A 20568-nucleotide genomic window follows, 5' to 3' on the forward strand; every position below is an offset into this window, starting at 1 on the left:
GCCGAGCGGGAGCCCCTGGCGCCCCTGCGCACCTCGGTCGCCAGGCGCTCCCGCTCGGCCTCCTGCCGCAGCTCCGCCATCCGGGCCCATACGTTCTCGATCTCGTACACCATCGCCTGTGTCTCCTCAGGGCCCCGGCCTCCCGGCCGGTCACCGGGCTTCCCGGTACCCCAAGACTCCGCTCCAAGGAGGGGGCGCCACATCGGGTGACTTCCGCAACTCCCCCGGTCCGAGGGTCCTTAGCGAGCCGTCGGCTGGGTACTTAGGCGGCCGGGAGGTCCGGCACACGCACCCGCGCGCGCCGTCCTCGGCGAAATCAACGGCCGCTCGGCGATCCGCGACCGCCGTGTCCCGCGGCTCCGACGACGCGGAAGGGCCCCTCGCACGACAGGTGCTGTCGCGTGAGGGGCCCCAGGACCGGACCTCGGGGGGCTACGGGCGGCGGTTCAGCCCTCGACGCCCAGGCGTTCGAGGATGAGCTGCCGGGCGCGGCCCGCGTCCGCCTGGCCGCGGGTGGCCTTCATCACCGCGCCCACCAGGGCGCCGGCCGCGGCGACCTTGCCGCCGCGGACCTTGTCGGCGATGGCCGCGTTGGCGGCGATGGCGTCATCCACGGCCTGGCCGAGGGCGCCCTCGTCGGAGACGATGCGCAGCCCCCGCTTCTCGACCACCTCGTCCGGGCCGCCCTCGCCGGCCAGCACGCCCTCGATGGCCTGCCGGGCCAGCTTGTCGTTCAGCGCGCCCTCGGCGACCAGGGCCGCGACCCGGGCGACCTGGGACGGGGTGATGGGCAGGGTCGAGAGCTCGACGCCCAGCTCGTTCGCCCGCCGGGCCAGCTCGCCCATCCACCACTTGCGGGCGGACGCCGCGTCGGCGCCCGCCTCGACCGTGGCGACGACGAGCTCGACGGCGCCCGCGTTGAGCGCGGACTGCATCTCGTGCGCGGAGATGCCCCACTCCTCGCGCAGCCGGTTCCGCCGGGTCAGCGGCAGCTCGGGCAGACCGGCGCGCAGCCGCTCCACCCACTCCTTCTCGGGCGCCACCGGCACCAGGTCGGGCTCGGGGAAGTACCGGTAGTCCTCGGCCTCCTCCTTGACGCGGCCCGAGGTGGTCGTGCCGTTCTCCTCGTGGAAGTGCCGGGTCTCCTGGACGATGACCCCGCCGTCGTCGAGGACCGCGGCGTGCCGCTGGACCTCGAACCGCACGGCGCGCTCCACGCTGCGCAGCGAGTTGACGTTCTTGGTCTCGCTGCGGGTGCCGAACTTCTCCCGGCCGTGCGGGCGCAGCGACAGGTTGACGTCGCAGCGCATCTGGCCCATCTCCATCCTGGCCTCGGAGACGCCCAGCGCGCGGATCAGCTCGCGCAGCTCGGCCACGTAGGCGCGGGCCACCTCGGGGGCGCGGGCCCCGGCGCCGGTGATCGGCTTGGTGACGATCTCGATCAGCGGGATGCCCGCCCTGTTGTAGTCGAGCAGCGAGTGCGAGGCGCCGTGGATGCGGCCGGTCGCGCCGCCGATGTGGGTGGACTTGCCGGTGTCCTCCTCCATGTGGGCGCGCTCGATGTCGATGCGGAAGACCTCGCCGTCGGCGAGCTGGATGTCCAGGTGCCCGTTGTAGGCGATCGGCTCGTCGTACTGGGAGGTCTGGAAGTTCTTCGGCATGTCCGGATAGAAGTAGTTCTTCCGGGCGAAGCGGCACCACTCGGCGATCTCGCAGTTGAGGGCCAGGCCGATGCGGACGGCGGACTCGACGCCCGTCGCGTTGACCACGGGCAGCGCGCCGGGGAGGCCGAGGCAGGTGGGGCAGGTCTGCGAGTTGGGCTCGGCGCCGAGGGTGGTGGCGCAGCCGCAGAACATCTTGGTCTTGGTGCCGAGCTCCACATGGACCTCGAGGCCCATGACGGGGTCGTAGGACGCGAGCGCGTCCTCGTACGACACCAGGTCGGTGACGGTCACTGGGGTACTACCTCTCGGATGCTCGGTGTGCTCGTGCCTGCGGTCAGTCGGGGAGGACGTCGGGCCAGTCCCCGTCGTTCATGCGGCGCAGCTCGCGCGCCAGCAGGGCGACGCCGGTGATGATCGAGGCCGCCGAGACGACGGCGTCGGCGAGCTGGAGCGTGTCCCCCTCCTGGCGGGCGCTCTTGAGCCGCCTGACCACGCTGACGGTCCCGAAGAGCGTGGTGCCGAGCGAGAGATACAGGCTGGCCTTGGACTTGGGCTTCTTGCTCATAGTGCGGGTGCCTCCTCCAGGATGGAATGTCCCCAGCGTGCCTGGAACGCCGCCTCGACGGCGGCTCCGACGCGGTAGAGCCGCTCGTCGGCCATGGCGGGGGCGATGATCTGGAGGCCGACGGGCAGGCCGTCCTCGGGGGCGAGGCCGCAGGGCACGGAGAGCGCCGCGTTCCCCGCGAGGCTCACCGGGATGGTGCACAGGTCGGCTCGGTACATCGCCATGGGGTCGTCGGCGCGCTCGCCGATCGGGAACGCGGTGGTCGGGGTGGTCGGCGCCACGAGGACGTCGACGTGGTCGAACGCCCGCTGGAAATCGCGGACGACGAGCGTGCGGGCCTTCTGGGCGCTGCCGTAGTACGCGTCGTAGTAGCCGGAGGAGAGGGCGTAGGTGCCGAGCATGATGCGGCGCTTGACCTCGGCGCCGAAACCCGCCTCGCGGGTGAGCGAGGTGACCTCCTCGGCGGGCCTGGTGCCGTCGTCGCCGATGCGCAGGCCGTACCGCATGGCGTCGAACCTGGCCAGGTTGGACGAGCACTCGGAGGGCGCGATGAGGTAGTACGCGGCGAGCGCGGCCTCGAAGGAGGGGCAGGACACCTCGGTGACCTCGGCGCCCAGGTCGCCCAGCAGGGCGACGGCCTCCTCGAAGCGGCGCATGACGCCGAGCTGGAAGCCCTCGCCGCCGAAGTCGGTGATGACGCCGACGCGCAGGCCCGCCGCCGTGCCGTTCCTCGCGGCCTCGACCACGGGCGGGACGGGAGCGTCGATGGAGGTGGAGTCCAGCGGGTCGTGCCCGCCGATGACCTCGTGCAGCAGCGCGGCGTCCAAGACGTTCCTGGCGCACGGGCCCGCCTGGTCGAGCGAGGAGGAGAAGGCGATCATGCCGTAACGGGAGATGCCGCCGTAGGTGGGCTTGACGCCGACGGTGCCGGTGACGGAGGCGGGCTGCCGCACGGAGCCGCCGGTGTCGGTGCCGATGGCCAGCGGCGCCTCGAACGCGGCGAGCGCGGCGGAGGAGCCGCCGCCGGAGCCGCCGGGGACGCGGGTGAGGTCCCACGGGTTGCCGGTGTGGCCGAAGGCGCTGTTCTCCGTGGAGGAGCCCATGGCGAACTCGTCCATGTTCGTCTTGCCGAGGATGACGACCCCGGCCTCCTTGAGGCGGCGGGTCACCGTCGCGTCGTAGGGCGGGATCCAGCCGTCGAGGATCCTCGAACCGGCGGTGGTCGGCACGCCCTCGGTGGTGAAGATGTCCTTGAGCGCCAGCGGCACGCCGGCGAGCGGGGAGAGCCGCTCCCCCTCGGCGCGCTTGGCGTCCACGGCGCGGGCCTGGGCGAGGGCGCCCTCGCGGTCCACGTGCAGGAACGCGTGCACCTTCTCGTCCACGGCGTCGATCCGGGCGAGGTGCGCCTCGGTGACCTCCACGGCGCTCACGGATCCGTCGGCGACCCGGGCGCCGAGCTCGGCGGCGGTCAGCCGGATCAGGTCGTCCATCCCGCTCACTCCTCCCCCAGGATCTGCGGCACCTTGAAACGCCGCTGCTCCTGGGCGGGCGCGCCGGAGAGGGCCTGCTCGGCCGTGAGGCCGGGCCTGACCTCGTCGGGGCGCATGACGTTGGTGAGCGGCAGCGGGTGGGAGGTCGGCGGAACGTCCTCGGTGGCGACATCGGCGACGCGGGCGACCGCGCTGATGATGTCGTCGAGCTGTCCGGCGAAGTGGTCGAGCTCTTCTGCCGTCAGCTCAAGGCGCGCCAGCCGGGCGAGGTGGGCGACCTCCTCGCGCGTGATGCCGGGCATGGGGCGATCCTCTTGCTCGTCGCGGGCTGGTTTCACCGCCAATCCTAGGGCGACGGCGACACGCCCCGCGCACCGATTCCCACCGGGCCGGGCGAAGGGCCGTCACCGGGCGGGAGAACGGTCGGCGCCGCGTGCTCGGCGGTCAGCGGACCGGCTCGGCGCCCGCCGGATCGGCGGGGGCGAGCTCCGGCCGGGGTGGGGTGGATCCGGCGGAGGGAACGGGGTCCCGGGCGCGCAGCCAGGCGGTCATCTCGGCCGCGGGCATCGCGGCGGCGACCAGCCAGCCCTGGACGGCGTCGCAGCCCAGCGCGCGGAGGCGTTCCCACGTCTCGTCGTCCTCGACGCCCTCGGCGACCACGACCAGGCCGAGGGAGTGCGCGAGCTCGACGGTGCAGCGCACGATCTCGGCGTCCTCGCTGTCCACGACGAGGCGGGCCACGAAGGAGCGGTCGATCTTCAGCTCGCTGACGGGCAGGCGGCGCAGGTGCACCAGGGAGGAGTAGCCGGTGCCGAAGTCGTCCAGGGACATCCGCACCCCGTGCCCGGTGAGCCCGGCCAGGGTGTCCGCGGCCTGCTGCGGGTCCTCCAGCATCGCGTGCTCGGTGATCTCCAACTGGAGCGAACCGGCGGGAACCCCATGCCGGGCCAGGCGCGCGGCGACGGCGCCCGCGAAGCCGGGGGTGTGAACGTCGCGGGGCGAGACGTTGACGGCGACGGGGACGGTCAGGCCGCCGGCGCGCCAGCGGGCGACCTGTCCGAGGGCCGACTCCAGCACGTACTCGGTCAGGCGCGGCATCAGTCCGGAGGTCTCGGCGATGGCGATGAACTCGTCCGGCGGGACCCGCCCGCGCTGGGGGTGGTCCCAGCGCAGCAGCGCCTCCAGACCGGCCACGACGCCGTCGAACTGGACCTTCGGCTGGTAGTGCAGCTCGACCTGGCCGGTGTCGAGCGCGCGGCGCAGGTCGCCGAGGAGGGCGAGGCGGTCGGGGGTGTTGCCGTCGCGGCTGGCGTCGTAGACCTCGACGCCGCTGCGGTCGCGCTTGGCCGCGTACATCGCCACGTCGGCGCGGCGGAGGAGGCCCTCGCCGCCGGGGGCGTGGTCGGGGAAGACGGCGACTCCGGCGCTCGCCTCCACCACCAGGGTGAGGCCGTCGAGGTCGAGGGGGGCGGAGAGGGAGCCGATGAGGGTGCGGGCCGCGCGCTGCGCGCTGGTCGCGGAGGCGATGCGGGGCAGCAGGACGGCGAACTCGTCACCGCCGAGCCTGGCCGCCTCGGCGCCGGGCGGCAGTCCCTCCTGGATGCGGTCGGAGATCTGGAGGAGCAGCCGGTCGCCGGTGAGGTGGCCGAGGGTGTCGTTGACCGAGCGGAAGCTGTCGAGGTCGATGAGGACGAGCGCGGCGCGTTCGCCGGTCCTGGCGGCCTCCTCCAGGGCGTTGGAGGTGCGCTCCAGGAGCCACTGGCGGTTGGGCAGGCCGGTCAGGGGGTCGAGGAGCTGGTCCTCGTCGCGGGCGCGGGCCATCCAGAACGACGAGTCGAGCGCGATCAGCGGGACGGCGAACAGCGGGAGGAGCAGCGGGCGCTCGACCGCGACCACCACGATCAGAGGGGCTATGGCCAGGAGGGCGAGGGCGAAGAGGCCCTGGCGGAGCAGGTCGCTGGCGGCCAGGGAGGGCAGCCCTCCGGGCGGGTTGGTGGACAGCCACAGCAGGGTCCGGGAGATCAGCAGGTAGGCGCAGGCGCCGAGGAGGAGCTGGGGCAGGGTGGAGGGCTGCCAGTCGGCGGGGAGCCAGGGGCGTTCGATGCTGGGCCTGGTGCCCCAGGCGGCCAGGGCCAGGGCCGCGGCGCCGACGCTCAGCACGTCGATGGCGCCGTGCAGCAGGGCGTCGGGCAGCCGGTCGCGGCGGGCGGCGCCGACCAGGGTGACGACGGCGAGGCTGACGAGCACGGCGGGGATCCAGCCGTAGAGGAGGAGCATGGCCAGCGCCAGCGCGGCGCCCGATCCTGAGCCGCCCCGGGAGCGGTCGCGGCCCATCGCCACCAGGTAGGTGACGATGACGCCGGTGAGGATGCCGAAGCCCCATCCCGGCCGCTCCCCCGGGAACAGCGCGCGGCCCTCGACCAGCACCCGGAGCACGCCTATGAGGGCCGCCACGCCCGCTCCGGCGAGAATCGCCGGGCGGAGGTAGGGGAAGAGACGAGCACGCTCACGTCGCGGGGTCCGGCTCCCCGATGGGGGTGGCTGCATGCGGGATCCCTCTCGGCCGGTGACGCCCGCGCCCGAGGCGGGCGCAACTCCCCACCCTAGGCCGCCTGATGGTCCGCCGGGCAGGGAACGATCAGGCCCGCCGCACCGCACTCACGTGCGACTATGTCGTTGGCATATGCCCGGAGCACTCCTCGAGCCATCCGCCCCGCACGTCAGGCGGGTGACGGCTCGTCGGGCACGACCGCGGCCTCCCGGGCGGCGTCCGGGCCCCGTTCCAGGAGCACCGTGAAACCGGCCTCGTCGAGAACCGGAACTTTCAACTGGACCGCCTTGTCGTACTTGGATCCCGGGCTGTCGCCCACGACCACGAAGTCGGTCTTCTTGGAGACGGATCCGGTGACCTTGGCGCCCCGGCTCTGGAGCGCCTCCTTGGCGCCGTCGCGGGTGTGCCCCTCCAGCGTGCCGGTGACCACCGCCGTGATCCCGGCGAGCGGGCGCGGGGGCGCGCCCTCCTCCTCCGGCTCGGCCAGCCGCACCCCGGCGGCCCGCCAGCGCTCGACGATCTCCCGGTGCCAGTCGACGGCGAACCAGTCCTTGAGCGAGGCGGCGATCGTCGGGCCGACGCCCTCGGTGGAGGCGAGCTCCTCCTCGCTCGCCTCGGCGATCCGGTCGAGCGACCTGAACTCCCGGGCCAGCGCCTCCGCGGCGACCGGGCCCACGTGCCGGATCGACAGGCCGGTCAGCATCCGGGCCAGGGGCCGCTGCTTCGCCTTCTGGATACTCTCCAGCATCGCCAGCGTGTTCTTCTTGGGCTCGCCCTGCTGGTTGGCGAAGAAGGAGACCACCTTCGGCTCGCCGGTCTCCGGGTCCCGCTTGGGCAGCCCGGTGTCCTGGTCGAGCACATAGGAGGTGATGGGCAGCAGCTCCTCGACGGTCAGCTCGAAGATCCGGCTCTCGTCGCGCAGCGGCGGCTCGGCGGGCGCGAGCGGCTGGGTGAGCGCGGTGGCGGCGACGTAGCCGAAGTGGTCGATGTCCAGGCATCTGCGGCCCGCGAGGTAGAAGATCCGCTCCCGCAGCTGGGCCGGGCACGACCTGGCGTTGGGGCAGCGCAGGTCGATGTCCTCCTCCTTCATGGGCTTGAGCGGGGTGCCGCACTCGGGGCACTCGGCGGGCATCACGAACTCCCGCTCGCTGCCGTCCCGCAGGTCGGCGACCGGGCCGAGGATCTCGGGGATCACGTCCCCCGCCTTCCGCAGCGCGACGGTGTCGCCGATGAGCACGCCCTTGGCCTTGACCACCTCCTGGTTGTGCAGGGTGGCGAACTCGACCTCGGAGCCGGCCACCGTGACCGGCTCGACCACCGCGTACGGCGTGACCCGGCCGGTGCGCCCCACGCCGACGCGGATCTCCACCAGCTTGGTGTTGACCTCCTCGGGCGCGTACTTCCAGGCCAGGGCCCAGCGGGGCGCGCGCGAGGTGGAGCCGAGGCGGCCCTGGAGCGGGACCTCGTCCACCTTGACCACGACGCCGTCGATCTCGTGCTCGACGGCGTGCCGGTGCTCCCCGTAGTAGGCGATGAACTCCTTCACCTCGTCCATGGAGGAGGCGACCTTGCTGGCCCGCGCGGTCGGCAGGCCCCAGCCCTCCAGCAGGTCGTACGCCTGGGAGAGCCGGTCGATGTCGAAGCCCTCCCTGGCGCCGATGCCGTGCACCACCAGCTGGAGCGGCCTGTCCGCGGTGACCTTCGGGTCCTTCTGCCGGAGCGAGCCGGCCGCGGCGTTCCTCGGGTTGGCGAAGGGCTTGTCACCGGCCTCGACCAGCCGGGCGTTCAGCTCCTGGAAGCGCTCCATGGGGAAGAAGACCTCGCCACGGACCTCCACCAGCTCCGGGACCCGGTCGCCGCTCAGGCGGTTCGGCACGTCCTCGATGGTGCGCACGTTCGGCGTGATGTCCTCCCCGGTGCGGCCGTCGCCGCGCGTGGCGGCGCGGGTCAGCCGCCCGTGCTCGTACGTCAGGTTCACCGCGAGGCCGTCCACCTTCAGCTCGCACAGGAAGTGGTACGGGATGCCGCGCAGCTCCTCGCCGACCCGCTCGACCCAGGCGTCCAGGTCCTCGTCGGCGAACGCGTTGTCCAGGGAGAGCATCCGCTCGCGGTGGGCGACCGAGGTGAACTCGGTCTCGTAGGAGCCCGCGACCCGCTGGGTCGGCGAGTCGGCCGTGCGCAGCTCCGGGTGCTCCTCCTCCAGCTCCTGGAGCTCCCGCATCAGCGTGTCGAACGCCGCGTCGCTGATGACGGCCGTCTTCACGTAGTACCGGAAGCGGTGCTCCTCGACCTGCTCGGCGAGGCGGGCGTGCCGCTCGCGCGCGTCGGCGGGCACTGCTGACCGCTGCTCGACAGACCTTTCGCCAGCCACTGTCTCGTCTCCCGTCACTCAGGGTTGTCCGCGAGGGATCTCGCCGCCCGGACGCAGTGCTCCAGCGCGGCCCTCGCGTACGCAGGGGACGCGCCCGCGAGGCCGCAGGCCGGGGTGATGGCAACGGACTCGGCGAGGAGCCCGGGGGACAGCCCCAGCCTGCGCCAGAGCGACCTGACACCACCGACAGTACCGGCCGGGTCTGACAATTCCCCCGGCTCGGCGCCGGCCGCGGGCACGACCCCGGCGAACAGCGCGGTGCCGCCCTCGATCGCCTCGCCGATGGCTTCGTCGTCACGTTCGGTGAGCAGCGCCGCGTCGCAGGAGACCGCGGTGGCGCCCGCCCTCCGCAGCAGCCCGAACGGCACTCCACTCGCGCAGCAGTGCACCACCACGGGATCGTCGCCCGCCACCGCGACCAGGCCGCGCAGCGCCTCCTCGACCACCGCCCGGTCCACCGCCCCGTGGGTCCGGTAGCCGCTGGCCGTGGGCACCCGGCCGGTCAGCACGGCGGGGAGCGAGGGCTCGTCGAGCTGGAGCACGAGGCGGGCGCCGGGCACCCGGCGCCGCACCTCGGCGAGGTGGTTCCGCAGCCCCTCGGCCAGCGACTCGGCCAGGTCCCGCCGGGCGCCGGTGTCGCCGAGCATCGCCTCGCCGTTGCGGCGCTCCAGCGCGGTGGCCAGCGTCCAGGGGCCGACGGCCGCCACCTTCAGCGCGCCCTCGTACCCTTGCGTGAACTCCTCGAGGGTGTCGAGGTCCTCGCGCAGCCAGGCGCCCGCCCGCCGCGAGTCGCGGCCGGGCCGGTCCCCGAGCCGCCAGCCGCTGGGCTCGACGTGCGCCCACATCTCGGCGAGCAGGCCCGCGGTGCGGCCGACCATGTCGGCGCCGGGGCCGCGGGCGGGGAGCTCCGGCAGGTACGGCAACGCGTCCAGCGACCCGGTGACGACGCGCACGGCCTCCCGCACGTCCTCGCCCGGCATCGAGCCGACCCCGGTGGCGGCGGCCGGGCCCCAGGGGAACTTCCACGTATCGCTCACGTTCTCGGTCACGTTCTGCACCGCCACAACGTAAGTCACCGGCCCGGGGCCGCGGCACCCTGCGGGCACCCGCCGACCGGCCGCCGCGGGGGGGCGCGGGCGGTCAGCGGCGGGTCATCCCGTGGGCCGGACGGTCAGGTCGGTGATCTCGCTGCCGGGTGGGAGGTCGAGGGCGGTGAGCACGGTGGTGGCCACGGACTCGGCCGTCAGCCAGCGCTCCGGGTCGTACTCCAGGCCCTCCTGCCGGTGCACCTTCTCCTGCATGGGGGTGGCGGTGCGGCCCGGGTAGACGGTGGTGACGCGCACGCCGTGGCCCGCCTCCTCGCCGCGCAGCGCGTCGGCCAGCGCCCTCAGCCCGTGCTTGCTCGCCGCGTACGCGCCCCACTGCGGGTGGGCGTGCAGCCCGGCGCCGGAGTTGACGAAGACGACATGACCGCGCGCGGCCCTGACCTGGGGCAGCAGGAGGCGGGTCAGCTCGGCGGGCGCCATCAGATTGGCGGCGAGCGTCGCGCGCCAGACCGCCGGGGTCAACTCGCCGACGGGGCCGAGGTCCACGACGCCCGCTATGTGCAGCAGCGAGTCGACGCGGTCGGGCGGGGACTGGTGGCCGAGCGCCCAGGAGAGCCGCTCGGGCTCGGCCAGGTCGCCCACCAGCGTCCGCGCGCCGGGGTACTGCTTCACGAGCTCGCGTGCGCGCCCGGCGTCGCGCGCCCACAGCCAGAGGTCGTCGCCGCGTTCGCCGAGGCGCCGGGCCACGGCGGCTCCGATTCCCGACCCCGCGCCGGTGATCACATGGGTTGCCATACGACCATGGTGTCCTACCCGACGGCAGCGAAGGAGAAGGACCCGTGCGTATCGCAGCGAGCCAACTGGCGGCCGGAGTCTCGCCCCAGGAGAACCTGGCGGTCATCGCCGAACAGACCGCGCGGGCGGCGGCCGAGGGCGCCGACGTGGTGGTCTTCCCCGAGGCCGCGATGGCGCGGTTCGGCATCCCGCTGGGCCCGGTCGCCGAGCCGCTGGACGGGCCCTGGGCGACCCGGGTGCGGGCGGTCGCGGACGCCGCGGGGGTGCTGGTGGTGGCGGGGATGTTCACCCCGTCCGCGGACGGGCGAGTGCGGAACACCCTGCTGATCACCGGCCGCGGCGTCGACACCTCCTACGACAAGCTGCACCTCTTCGACGCGTTCGGCTTCGCCGAGTCGGCCACCGTGGCGCCGGGGGAACGGCCGGTGGTGGCGGAGGTCGACGGGGTGCCGATCGGCTTCGCCACGTGCTACGACGTGCGGTTCCCCGGTCTCTTCACCCGGCTCGCGGAGGACGGTGCCCGCGTGATCCTGCTGCCCGCGTCCTGGGGCGCGGGGCCGGGCAAGCGCGAGCAGTGGGAGCTGCTGGTGCGGGCCAGGGCGCTGGACTCGACCTGCTGGGTGGTGGCCGCGGCGCAGGCGGACCCGGCCACGGTGGGCGAGCCGCCGGCCACCCGCGCCCCGACCGGCATCGGCCACAGCATGGTGGTCTCGCCGCTCGGTGAGGTCCGCTCCCGGCTGGGCGCGGAGCCGGGGCTGCTGGTCGCGGACGTTGACCTGGGGGAGACCGAACGGGCCAGGGCGGCGATCCCGGTCCTGGCCAACCGCCGCCGCGACGTCGTCTGACCTCCGCCGGACCGAGCCGGGTCTGGCCACACCGGATCGGGCCACACCGGGTCGGGCCTCGTCGGTCGGATCGGGGAACGGGGTCTAGCCCGCCTGGCGATCGGCGGTCGTGACGACCGCGCGCTCCGTTCCGGCTATGGTCGCCGAGCCGACGACGCGCGTGCCGTCGTACAGGACGATCGCCTGGCCCGGCGCCACGCCGCGCACCGGCCGGGCGAAACGGACCCGCAGCTCGTCCCCCTCGGCCTCGGCCGTCACCGGCGTCTCGGCGCCGTGCGCCCGCAACTGCGCGGTGTACGCGCCGGGCCCGGCCGGCGGGGTGCCGCACCAGCGCGGCCTGATCGCGGTGAGCGCCACGATGTCGAGGGCCTCGGCCGGGCCGACGGTCACCGTGTTGCTCACCGGGGAGATGTCCAGCACGTAGCGCGGCTTGCCGTCGGACGCCGGGTGGCCGATGCGCAGGCCGCGGCGCTGGCCGATGGTGAACCCGTGCGCGCCCTGGTGGGTGCCCACCTTGCGGCCGTCCTGGTCGAGGATGTCGCCCTCGGCGGAGCCGAGATGGCCCGCGAGGAACCCCTGGGTGTCGCCGTCCGCGATGAAGCAGATGTCGTGGCTGTCGGGCTTCCTCGCCACGGCGAGACCGCGCCGCTCCGCCTCCGCGCGGATCTCGTCCTTGGTGGTCCTGGTGTCGCCCAGCGGGAACATGGCGTGGGCGAGCTGCCGATCGTCCAGCACGCCGAGCACGTAGCTCTGGTCCTTGCTCAGGTCGGCGGAACGGTGCAGCTCGCGGCGCCCGTCGGCGCCGCGCACCACGCTGGCGTAGTGCCCGGTGCAGACCGCGTCGAAGCCCAGGGCCAGCGCCTTGTCCAGCAGCGCGGCGAACTTGATCTTCTCGTTGCACCGGAGGCAGGGGTTGGGGGTGCGGCCCTCCCGGTACTCGGCGATGAAGTCGTCGACGACCTCGGCGCGGAAGCGTTCGGCCAAGTCCCAGACGTAGAACGGGATGCCGATGACGTCGGCGGCGCGGCGGGCGTCGCGGGAGTCCTCGATGGTGCAGCAGCCACGGGCCCCGGTGCGGAACGACTGCGGGTTGGCGGAGAGGGCGAGGTGGACGCCGGTCACCTCGTGCCCGGCCTCGGCGGCGCGGGCCGCGGCGACGGCGGAGTCCACGCCGCCGGACATCGCGGCCAGCACGCGCAGGCGCGGGCCCGCGCCGGGCGGGGGCGGGGAGTCAGTCATCACGGATCCAGGGTACGTCCCGGCCCCGGGCCCCCGCGGACGGTGTCGGCGGGGTCAGGTCAGCCCGGCGGTCCTGGCCCGTTCCACGGCGGGGGCGATCGCCCGGGCGACGGCGGCCACATCGGCCGCCTCCGAGGTGTGGCCGAGGCTGAACCGCAGGGTGCCGCGGGCCAGTTCGGGGTCGGCGCCGGTGGCGAGGAGCACGTGGCTCGGCTGGGCGACCCCCGCCGTGCAGGCGGAGCCCGTCGAGCACTCGATGCCCTGGGCGTCGAGGAGCAGCAGCAGGGAGTCGCCCTCGCAGCCGGGGAACGCGAAGTGCGCGTTCCCCGGGAGGCGGCCCGCCGGGTCCGGGTCGCCGCCGAGCACGGCGTCCGGGACGGCCCGGGTCACGGCGGCGATCAGGTCGTCGCGCAGCGCGCCCATCCGCGACGCGGTCTCCTCGCGGTGGGCGGAGGCGAGCGAGGCGGCGGTCGCGAACGCGGCGACGGCGGGCACGTCGAGGGTGCCGGAGCGGATCTCCCGCTCCTGGCCGCCGCCGTGCAGCACGGGCGTGGGCGTCCACTCGCGGCCGAGCAGCAGGGCACCGATGCCGTAGGGGCCGCCGATCTTGTGGCCGGAGACGGTGAGCGCGGCGAGCCCCGAGGCGGCGAAGTCGACCGGGAGCTGGCCCACGGCCTGGACCGCGTCCGCGTGCATGGGAATGGAGAACTCCCGTGCGACGGCCGCGAGCTCGGCCACGGGGAGGACGGTGCCGATCTCGTTGTTGGCCCACATGACGGTGATCAGCGCCACATCGTCCGGATCGCGTTCGACGGCCTCGCGCAGCGCCTCGGGGTGCACGCGCCCGTGCCGGTCGACGGGCAGCCAGTCCACCCGGGCGCCCTCGTGGTCGGCGAGCCACTGGACGACGTCGAGAACCGCGTGGTGCTCGACGGGGCTGGCCAGCACGCGGGTGCGGCGCGGGTCGGCGTCGTGTCTGGCCCAGTACAGGCCCTTGACCGCGAGGTTGTCCGCCTCGGTGCCCCCGGAGGTGAAGACCACCTCGCTCGGGCGGGCGCCCAGCGCGGCGGCCAGGGCCTCGCGGCCCTCCTCGACGGTGCGCCTGGCCCGCCGTCCCGAGCCGTGAAGGGCCGAGGCGTTGCCGGTGACCGACAGGTGGGCGGCCATCGCCTCGATGGCCTCGGGGCGCATGGGGGTGGTGGCGGCGTGATCGAGGTAGGGCATGGTGAGCTGATTCTACGAGCCGCCGCGGAACCGGCCGCCGGGCGTGGGCGTTCTCCGCTCCGGAAGGGCAAAAACGCGTCAGGGGTCAGCATGGGACAGCATTCCGCCGAGCCGGACCGGGAGCGCCGTAGTGACCCGGAGGGCCCGGAGCCTCGCCGGGGGCCGGGCCGCCGGGCGCTGCTCGTGGGCGGCGCCGCGGGGGCGCTGGCCGTGGGCGGGTTCGTGGCGCGCGACTCCCTGTCGCGCGGGTGGTGGCGGTACTCGGGGGCGGAGACCACGCGCGCCGAGGGTGAGGTGGATCACCCCGGGGCCGAATGGGTGCCCGCCTCCTCCGCGAACTACCGGCAGGCGAACCGGCCCCGGGACTACACCATCGACCGTGTCGTGATCCACATGCCGGAGGCGACCTACCCGATCACGCTGCGGGTCTTCCAGGACCCGAACCACGGCGCCGCAGCCCACTACGTGCTGCGCTCGGCCGACGGGCATGTGGCACAGCTGGCCCGGGAGCTCGACGTCGCCTATCACGCGGGAAACCGCGGGTTCAACGAGCGCAGCGTCGGCATCGAGCACGAGGGGTGGGCGGACGACGCGTCCTATCTCACCGACACGATGTACGAGTCGTCGGCCCGGCTGGTGGCGGGGATCTGCGACCGGTACGGCATCCCGGTCGACCGGGACCATATCGTCGGGCACAACGAAGTCCCGGACGTGATCAGGGTCTGTCCCGGGCCGCACTGGGACTGGGACCGCTATCTGGAGATGGTCCGCCGGGCGGCGGCCTAGCGCTCGGCCGCCACCCGGGGCCGCCACCCGGGACCGCCGTCAGGGGCAGTCCGCCCGCCTGATGACGAAGCCCGTCACCGGCTCGCCGTACTGGTCCGGGTCCGGCACACCCGGGCGCGACGAGGTCTCGTCCGGTTCGACGGGGTCCGGGAGGGATGCGTCCAGCTCCGCCAAGTCGTCCGCGGAGAGGAAGGACGCGCACTCGGGTCCCGTACCGAGCTCCGTCAGCTGCGAGAGGTCCACCTCCACGCCCATGTCACCCAGGTCCTCGACGATGTCGAGCCGGGTGGCCTCGTCCACCTCGTCGGGCGTCAGGAGGGTGAGGGTCACCGTGCCGTCGTCCTCCTGCTCGACCGCGTAGGCGGCGGATTCGGCCCCACCCGGCAGGACGACCAGGGCCGCCCCGGCGGCCAGCGCGGCGGTACCCACCAGGGCGAGCCGCCGGGGAGAGCGGGATGGAGAACGGAACGCGGCGAAACGGGGCCTGGCGCGGGCCGGTTCGGGCCGCGGGTCTGCGGCGGAGGCGCGGCGCACCTCCTCCTTCAGCTCCGTCAGCAGGCGGTCTTCGAAGGTGGATGTCATGCCTTCCTCCCTGAGTAGGTGAGCGGAATGGGGAGCCGGGCCGCCGCGGCGTCGGTCTCCTCGGCGGCGGCGGTGGTGGCGCGCAGCGTCTTCCGCGCCCGGTGCAGGCGGACGCGCGCGGTGACCTGGCGGATGCCGAGGGCTTTGGCGGCCTCGGAGACGCTGAGCTGGTCGACGACGATGAGCTCGATGACGGCCCGCTCCCCCTCGGGCAGCCCGTCCAGGGCCGCGAGGGCGCGGCGGCCCTCGCTCTCGGCGGCGAGCTTCTCCTCCAGGCGCGCGATGTCGTCGGAGTCGAGCAGGCGGCGCCCGGCGATCCGGTCCGTCAGCGCGGCCTCACGGGCGACGCGGCGGCGCTCGGCGTGCACCGTGTTGCGGGCGACGCCGTACAGCCAGGCCGTCTCGGAGCCGAGCTGCGGGCGGTAGGTGTGCCCGGTGTCTATCACCGCGAGGAACACCTCGGCCGTGAGGTCGGCGACCGTGTGCGGATCGGCCACGCGCCGGGCCACGAAGCGTGTCACCGCGTCGATATGGCGCCGGTAGAACTCCTCGAACACCTCGGGGTCCCGCGCCGCCGCAGCCGGTCCGTTACGGCTCCTGGTGGATGTGGTCACGTGAGGCTCTCCCGTCTCTCCGGCCCTTACATCTCTACTTGGCAGGAAGGCCGGAGAGCGTTACCTGGCCTCGTGTCAGCCGTCGGGCGACCAGTCGGGATCCTTGCCCAGGCGCTCCTTGACGCGCTCGCGCACGTCGTCCATGGAGATGCCGGGACCGCGGGGGTCGACCTTGCCCGGCTGCCACTCCAGGTGGCCGATCACCGAGGTGTCGCCCTTCTTGCCCCAGCCGTGCGCCCGGCAGATCGCCGCCGAGGCGCGCACGACGGCGTCCACCTGCTCGGGTGGCCAGGGGTCCTCGCCGTCGCCCTTGTTCACGCATTCGAAGCCGTAGAAGTGGGCGTTGCCGTCGGTGTCCGTGTCGTTGTCGTCGGGCAGGCCGCGTTCGGAGACGACCGCGTCCAGGACGTTCCCGTCGCCGCTGCCGGCGTGGTTGGCCCGGCCGTTGCCGACCAGGTACACCTTGCCGTCCTTGGCGATCACGCCGTGGCACAGCGGCCCCGGCAGGTCGGAGCGGCCCTTGTAGCAGAGGTCGACGGTCGTCTCGGTCTCGGTGGTCGCGGTGTGATGGATCATCACGCCGTGCACCGGGCCCCAGGGACCGGAGCCGTCGCGGTTGTTGTCGCGCCAGGACCGGTGTTCGACGACCTGGACGCCCTCGTCCTTGAGTGTGCCGAGCAGCTTCTCGGCGGAGAGTGGAGTGGCCATATACGACCTCTACGGCGTACGCGTGCGTCACACAAGGGGTTCTCTCCGGCACGGACCGTGACAGCCGGTGAATCTCGTCAACAGCACGCGCTCCTTCAACAATTAAGGTTTCCTCATCCGCTTTTCATGAAGTCCACCGCACTCCGGCGGCAGCCTGGCTCCATGGCCTTCTCGCACCGCATGGCAGCCCTCGCGGCCGTGGTCCTGATACCCGTGGGTATCGCCGGCACGAGCTACCTGCTCAGCGACGACCCCGACCCGCCGACGGTCCCCTCCGACGTCGAGCTCGGCGAGCCGACCACACCGCCGGCGCCGCCACCCACCGAGGAGCCGCGCGAGGAAGTCGTGCCGCGGCCCTCGGCGACCGAGGGATCCCTTGATGACGACGACGCGTACGACCCCGGCCTCGACGACGACGGCGACGGCGACCTCGACGACGACGGGGACGACGGCCCAGACGACGACTAGCGGGGCGGCCCGCGGGCCCTCCCGCGTCTCGGCCCGGTTCCGGATCCTGCTCTGGCTGGTGGTCGTGATGACGGTCGCGCTCGCCACCGTGGTGCTCACGACCCGCTCGATCCTCCAGCGCGACATGAACGAGCGGATCGGCCAGATCCTCACCCAGGAGACCGCCGAGTTCGACAACTTCGTGACCCACGGCCGCGACCCCGACACCGGCGAGCGGTTCACCGAGGCGCGCCAGCTCCTCACCGTCTATCTGCAGCGGCAGTTCCCCGAACCCACCGAGGAACTGCTCGGCTTCATCCAGGAGGACCCGCGCCCGACCGTGATACGCCAGCCCCGCGAGATCCCGTCCCCGCTGCCGCTCCACCGCGACCGGCCCTCCCTGGAGGCGATCGCCGCGGACGACCGGCGCTCGGGGACGCTGCGCCGCGAGAGCGGCGAGGTCCGCTGGGCGAAGGTCCCCATCGCGGCCCGCGCGGGCGAGCCGGCGTCGATGTTCGTGGTCGCGCTCCACGCCGACCGGGCGCAGTCCTCCACCGACAACGTGGTGGGTGTCCTGCTCGCCATCTCCGGCGTCGCGCTGCTGATGACCTGCGCGGTCAGCTGGGCCGTGGCCGGCAGCATCCTCGCCCCCGTCCGCCTGGTCCGTTCGACCGCGGCGCAGCTGACCGAGCAGGACCTCACCCGCCGCATCCCGATCCGGGGCCGGGATGACATCTCGGCGCTGGCCGAGACGTTCAACGCCATGCTCGACCGGCTGGAACGCGCCTTCGCCGTCCAGCGGCGCTTCGTGGACGACGCCGGTCACGAGCTGCGCACGCCGATCACCATCGTCCGCGGCCACCTGGAGCTGATGAGCCAGGGCGAGGGCCCTTCGAGCGTCCAGGAGCGGCGCGAGACGGTGCGCCTGGTCACCGACGAGCTGGACCGGATGAGCCGCATCGTCGAGGATCTGCTGCTGCTGGCCAAGACCGAGCGGCCGGACTTCGTCCATCCGGAGCCGGTGCAGCTGGCCGAGCTGACGGCGGACGTGTTCGTGAAGGCGAGGGCGCTGGGCGACCGGCGCTGGGAGCTGCCGGAGGTCGCCGAGCGCGAGGTGTCGCTCGACCCGCAGCGCATCACCCAGGCCATGGTCCAGCTGGCGCAGAACGCGGTGCAGCACACCGGTCCCGGCCAGACCGTCCGGATCGGCTCGCGGCTCTCCGGCGGGCAGGTCAGGCTCTATGTCGCGGACAGCGGCTCCGGCGTGCCGGCCGAGGACGCGGACGTCATCTTCGAACGGTTCCGGCGCGGCACCGCGGGCAGGCGCGGGGCGCGTTCGGGTGGGGGGAGCGGGGCGGGGCTGGGCCTGTCCATCGTCAAGGCGATCGCCGAGGGGCACCACGGCCGCGTCGAGTTGCGGCCGACCCTCGGCGGGGGCGCCACCTTCGAACTCGTACTGGAGGCCACGTGAACCGCATTCTCATCGCCGAGGACGAGGAGCGCATCGCCTCCTTCGTCGAGAAGGGCCTGAGGGCCAACGGCTTCATCACCACCGTCGCGGCCGACGGCGACGCCGCGTTCGACTACGCGTGCGCGGGCGGCTTCGACCTGGTCGTCCTGGACATCGGGCTGCCGGGCCGGGACGGCTTCACCGTGCTGCGGCAGCTGCGGGAGGCCCGGGTGACCGTGCCCGTGCTGGTGCTGACCGCCAGGGACTCGGTCCGCGACACCGTGGCCGGTCTGGAGGGCGGCGCTGACGACTGGATGACGAAGCCGTTCCGGTTCGAGGAGCTGCTGGCCCGCGTGCGGCTGCGGCTGCGCACGGCGGCCAGGGCGCCGGAGGTGACGGTGCTGCGCAGCGGCGACCTGAGCCTGGACCTGCGCACGCGCCGGGCGCGCACCGGGGACGCGCTGGTGGACCTGACGGCGCGCGAGTTCGTGCTGCTCGAACTGTTCCTGCGCCATCCGGGCCAGGTGCTCTCGCGGGAGCAGATCCTCTCGCACGTGTGGGGGTACGACTTCGACCCGGGGTCCAACATCGTGGACGTGTACGTGCGGGCGCTGCGGAAGAAGCTCGGCGCGGCACAGGTGGAGACGGTGCGCGGGATGGGGTACCGGCTGCCGCAGTGACGCGGGGGCCGCCGGTGGGGCGGGGCGGCCGCCGATGAAGTTGCCCTCATGGAACGTTCATCGGTGCCTCACCCTGAGTTACCAGGCTGATCACGTGCACTTCACGTCCCGTCATGCGATCACCCTGTGGGCGGCCTTGAGCTGCTGCGGGCTGCTGCTGATCCCGGCGAACTTCCCCGGGCTCGGCGGCGACGCACGGATCACCCTGGCCATCTTCGCGCTGGCGACCTGCGCCTGGATCGGTACCCCGGTCGACGACACCTATGTCGCGCTCGGCGCCGGGCTCGCCCTCACGGTGACGGGGGTGACCAGCGCCGAGGCGCTGTTCGGGACGCTGGGCGACGAGACCGTCTGGCTGCTGATCTGCGCGTTCGTGCTCGCCGCGGCGGTGGCGCGCACCGGGCTCGCGGGGCGGGCGGCGGCGTTCCTGGTCGGCGGGGCGCGCACGGTGCGGCAGCTCGTTCACCTGACGACGGCCGCGCTGGTGGTCTCGGCGTTCGCCGTGCCGGCCACCTCGGGGCGTGCCGCGCTGGCGCTTCCCGTCTTCGTGGCCCTGGCCAGGGCGCTGTCGGACCGGCGGCGGGTGGTGGTGGCCCTGGCGCTGCTGTTCCCCACCGTCATCCTGCTCTCCGCGGTGGCCACGCTGATCGGCGCGGGCGCCCATCTGATCACCGTCTCGGTGCTGTGGGAGGCCACCGGGGAACGGATCGGGTTCCACGAGTGGCTGCTGCTGGGACTGCCGCTGGCGGTGGTCTCCTCGCATCTGGCCGCCGAGCTGGTGCTGCTGACCACGACCCGGCGCGCGGACCGGAGGGGAAGGGTCCGGGTCACGCCCGCGGCCGTTCAGGAGCACAGCGATCGACCCGTCACCGGGCCGCTGACGCCGGGTGAGGCGCGGTGCGTCGCGCTGCTGGCCACGGTGGTGGTCCTGTGGTGCAGCGAGCCGCTGCACGGGGTGGCCCCCGCGGTGGTCGCGCTGATCGGCGCGGTGGTCGCGACGGCTCCCACGCTGGGGACGATAGGGCTGAAGGACGCGCTCGCCACCGTGCCCTGGTCGCTGCTGCTGTTCATGGCGGCGACCATGGCCATGGGCGTGGCCCTGGCCGACTCGGGCGCGGCGGACTGGCTCATATCCGGGCTGCCGGGCGGCGGCGCGGTCCCGGCCTGGGCTTTTCTCGCCGTCGTGGTGGGGCTCAGCACGGCCTCCCACCTGGTGCTCCAGTCCCGTTCCGCACGCTCCAGCGTGCTGGTGCCGCTGGTGGTGGCCGCCGCGCCCGCCGCCGGGGTGGACCCGGTGGCCGCGGCGCTCGCCTCCACGGCGGCGGCCGGCTTCTGCCACACGCTGCCCGCCTCCGCCAAGCCGGTAGCGCTGTTCGCCGACATCCCCGGCACCCCCACCTACGAGCCGCGCGACCTGCTGCGGCTCTCCGCCGCGCTGGCGCCGCTGATCGCGGGGCTCGTCCTGGTGTTCGCGCTCGCCATCTGGCCGCTCTTCGGCGTGGCCCCCTGAG

18 protein-coding genes and 1 pseudogene are annotated in these 20568 nt (G+C 73.7%); 6 read left to right on the top strand and 13 right to left on the bottom strand.

Annotation, left to right across the window (positions count from 1 at the left end; translation table 11 throughout):
• Window positions 1-446 precede the first annotated feature (446 nt).
• From gatB to ADY01_RS10840, 8 genes are all read right to left on the bottom strand, one after another.
• Window positions 447-1955 (bottom strand): Asp-tRNA(Asn)/Glu-tRNA(Gln) amidotransferase subunit GatB, encoded by a 1509-nt coding sequence (gene gatB, locus ADY01_RS10805; protein WP_049569773.1) that lies wholly within the window; start codon window positions 1953-1955, stop codon window positions 447-449.
• Window positions 1956-1998: 43 nt separating this feature from the next.
• Window positions 1999-2229, bottom strand: a complete 231-nt coding sequence (locus ADY01_RS10810) for a hypothetical protein (RefSeq protein ID WP_049569776.1) — start codon at window positions 2227-2229, stop codon at window positions 1999-2001.
• Complete coding sequence (gene gatA, locus ADY01_RS10815) at window positions 2226-3719, bottom strand: Asp-tRNA(Asn)/Glu-tRNA(Gln) amidotransferase subunit GatA (RefSeq protein ID WP_049569779.1); 1494 nt, start codon at window positions 3717-3719, stop codon at window positions 2226-2228. Before gatA ends, ADY01_RS10810 begins: the two co-directional genes overlap by 4 nt.
• A 5-nt stretch (window positions 3720-3724) precedes the next feature.
• Complete coding sequence (gene gatC, locus ADY01_RS10820) at window positions 3725-4021, bottom strand: Asp-tRNA(Asn)/Glu-tRNA(Gln) amidotransferase subunit GatC (protein WP_049569782.1); 297 nt, start codon at window positions 4019-4021, stop codon at window positions 3725-3727.
• A 142-nt stretch (window positions 4022-4163) separates the two neighbouring features.
• Window positions 4164-6266, bottom strand: a complete 2103-nt coding sequence (locus tag ADY01_RS10825; RefSeq protein WP_049569785.1) for a putative bifunctional diguanylate cyclase/phosphodiesterase — start codon at window positions 6264-6266, stop codon at window positions 4164-4166.
• A gap of 173 nt (window positions 6267-6439) precedes the next feature.
• Complete coding sequence (gene ligA / locus ADY01_RS10830; RefSeq protein ID WP_078900184.1) at window positions 6440-8605, bottom strand: NAD-dependent DNA ligase LigA; 2166 nt, start codon at window positions 8603-8605, stop codon at window positions 6440-6442.
• Between the two features lie 50 nt (window positions 8606-8655).
• The gene (locus tag ADY01_RS10835) at window positions 8656-9690 is read right to left on the bottom strand and encodes a methionine synthase (protein ID WP_420715632.1); all 1035 of its coding nucleotides are present in this window, start codon (window positions 9688-9690) and stop codon (window positions 8656-8658) included.
• Between the two features lie 102 nt (window positions 9691-9792).
• Window positions 9793-10482 (bottom strand): SDR family oxidoreductase, encoded by a 690-nt coding sequence (locus ADY01_RS10840; protein WP_049569792.1) that lies wholly within the window; start codon window positions 10480-10482, stop codon window positions 9793-9795.
• 44 nt (window positions 10483-10526) lie between these two features.
• Here ADY01_RS10840 and ADY01_RS10845 point away from each other — a divergent pair, with 44 nt between their 5' ends.
• Entirely contained in the window at window positions 10527-11327 is an 801-nt protein-coding gene (locus ADY01_RS10845) for a carbon-nitrogen hydrolase family protein (RefSeq protein WP_049569794.1), read from the top strand.
• An 84-nt stretch (window positions 11328-11411) separates the two neighbouring features.
• Here the strand turns inward: ADY01_RS10845 and mnmA are convergent, their stop codons facing one another.
• Window positions 11412-12566, bottom strand: coding sequence for a tRNA 2-thiouridine(34) synthase MnmA (mnmA, locus tag ADY01_RS10850; protein ID WP_049569797.1), 1155 nt, complete (start codon window positions 12564-12566; stop codon window positions 11412-11414).
• Window positions 12567-12620: 54 nt separating this feature from the next.
• Window positions 12621-13790 (bottom strand): cysteine desulfurase family protein, encoded by a 1170-nt coding sequence (locus ADY01_RS10855; RefSeq protein WP_049569799.1) that lies wholly within the window; start codon window positions 13788-13790, stop codon window positions 12621-12623.
• A gap of 90 nt (window positions 13791-13880) precedes the next feature.
• Here ADY01_RS10855 and ADY01_RS10860 point away from each other — a divergent pair, with 90 nt between their 5' ends.
• On the top strand, window positions 13881-14576 hold the full coding sequence (locus tag ADY01_RS10860) for an N-acetylmuramoyl-L-alanine amidase (RefSeq protein WP_049569803.1): 696 nt from the start codon (window positions 13881-13883) through the stop codon (window positions 14574-14576).
• A gap of 39 nt (window positions 14577-14615) precedes the next feature.
• Here ADY01_RS10860 and ADY01_RS10865 read toward each other — a convergent pair whose 3' ends face one another.
• The 3 genes and pseudogenes from ADY01_RS10865 to ADY01_RS10875 all read right to left on the bottom strand — a co-directional run.
• Window positions 14616-15158 (bottom strand): hypothetical protein, encoded by a 543-nt coding sequence (locus ADY01_RS10865; RefSeq protein ID WP_049569808.1) that lies wholly within the window; start codon window positions 15156-15158, stop codon window positions 14616-14618.
• A complete protein-coding gene (locus ADY01_RS10870; protein ID WP_049569811.1) occupies window positions 15155-15772 on the bottom strand; it encodes an RNA polymerase sigma factor in 618 nt (205 codons plus the stop codon). The genes ADY01_RS10865 and ADY01_RS10870 overlap by 4 nt, the downstream gene beginning before the upstream one ends.
• An 81-nt stretch (window positions 15773-15853) precedes the next feature.
• Window positions 15854-16480 (bottom strand): annotated as a pseudogene (locus tag ADY01_RS10875) (N-acetylmuramoyl-L-alanine amidase); the annotation flags it as partial.
• 162 nt (window positions 16481-16642) lie between these two features.
• Between ADY01_RS10875 and ADY01_RS10880 the strand changes: the two are divergent.
• The 4 genes from ADY01_RS10880 to ADY01_RS10895 all read left to right on the top strand — a co-directional run bounded on the left by ADY01_RS10880 (window position 16643) and on the right by ADY01_RS10895 (window position 20567).
• The gene (locus tag ADY01_RS10880; RefSeq protein WP_049569817.1) at window positions 16643-16948 is read left to right on the top strand and encodes a hypothetical protein; all 306 of its coding nucleotides are present in this window, start codon (window positions 16643-16645) and stop codon (window positions 16946-16948) included.
• Complete coding sequence (locus tag ADY01_RS10885; protein ID WP_078900185.1) at window positions 16860-18398, top strand: ATP-binding protein; 1539 nt, start codon at window positions 16860-16862, stop codon at window positions 18396-18398. The genes ADY01_RS10880 and ADY01_RS10885 overlap by 89 nt, the downstream gene beginning before the upstream one ends.
• Window positions 18395-19057: a response regulator transcription factor gene (locus ADY01_RS10890; protein WP_049569820.1), complete on the top strand. Its 663-nt coding sequence runs from the start codon at window positions 18395-18397 to the stop codon at window positions 19055-19057. The genes ADY01_RS10885 and ADY01_RS10890 overlap by 4 nt, the downstream gene beginning before the upstream one ends.
• A 94-nt stretch (window positions 19058-19151) precedes the next feature.
• Window positions 19152-20567 carry an SLC13 family permease gene (locus ADY01_RS10895; protein ID WP_049569823.1) on the top strand — a complete coding sequence of 472 codons (1416 nt, stop codon included), beginning with the start codon at window positions 19152-19154 and terminating at the stop codon, window positions 20565-20567.
• Window position 20568 lies beyond the last annotated feature (1 nt).

It is taken from the genome of Streptomyces sp. SBT349 (assembly GCF_001083795.1).
In the GTDB taxonomy this organism is placed as follows: domain Bacteria; phylum Actinomycetota; class Actinomycetes; order Streptomycetales; family Streptomycetaceae; genus Streptomyces.

Coding starts and splice junctions, on each gene's coding strand:
- mnmA (WP_049569797.1), bottom strand. CDS start 12,566: ATGACTGACTCCCCGCCCCCGCCCGGCGCGGGCCCGCGCCTGCGCGTG.
- ADY01_RS10840 (WP_049569792.1), bottom strand. CDS start 10,482: ATGGCAACCCATGTGATCACCGGCGCGGGGTCGGGAATCGGAGCCGCC.
- ADY01_RS10885 (WP_078900185.1), top strand. CDS start 16,860: ATGACGACGACGCGTACGACCCCGGCCTCGACGACGACGGCGACGGCG.
- gatA (WP_049569779.1), bottom strand. CDS start 3,719: ATGGACGACCTGATCCGGCTGACCGCCGCCGAGCTCGGCGCCCGGGTC.
- ADY01_RS10880 (WP_049569817.1), top strand. CDS start 16,643: ATGGCCTTCTCGCACCGCATGGCAGCCCTCGCGGCCGTGGTCCTGATA.
- gatC (WP_049569782.1), bottom strand. CDS start 4,021: ATGCCCGGCATCACGCGCGAGGAGGTCGCCCACCTCGCCCGGCTGGCG.
- ADY01_RS10865 (WP_049569808.1), bottom strand. CDS start 15,158: ATGACATCCACCTTCGAAGACCGCCTGCTGACGGAGCTGAAGGAGGAG.
- ADY01_RS10810 (WP_049569776.1), bottom strand. CDS start 2,229: ATGAGCAAGAAGCCCAAGTCCAAGGCCAGCCTGTATCTCTCGCTCGGC.
- ADY01_RS10855 (WP_049569799.1), bottom strand. CDS start 13,790: ATGCCCTACCTCGATCACGCCGCCACCACCCCCATGCGCCCCGAGGCC.
- ADY01_RS10825 (WP_049569785.1), bottom strand. CDS start 6,266: ATGCAGCCACCCCCATCGGGGAGCCGGACCCCGCGACGTGAGCGTGCT.
- ADY01_RS10860 (WP_049569803.1), top strand. CDS start 13,881: ATGGGACAGCATTCCGCCGAGCCGGACCGGGAGCGCCGTAGTGACCCG.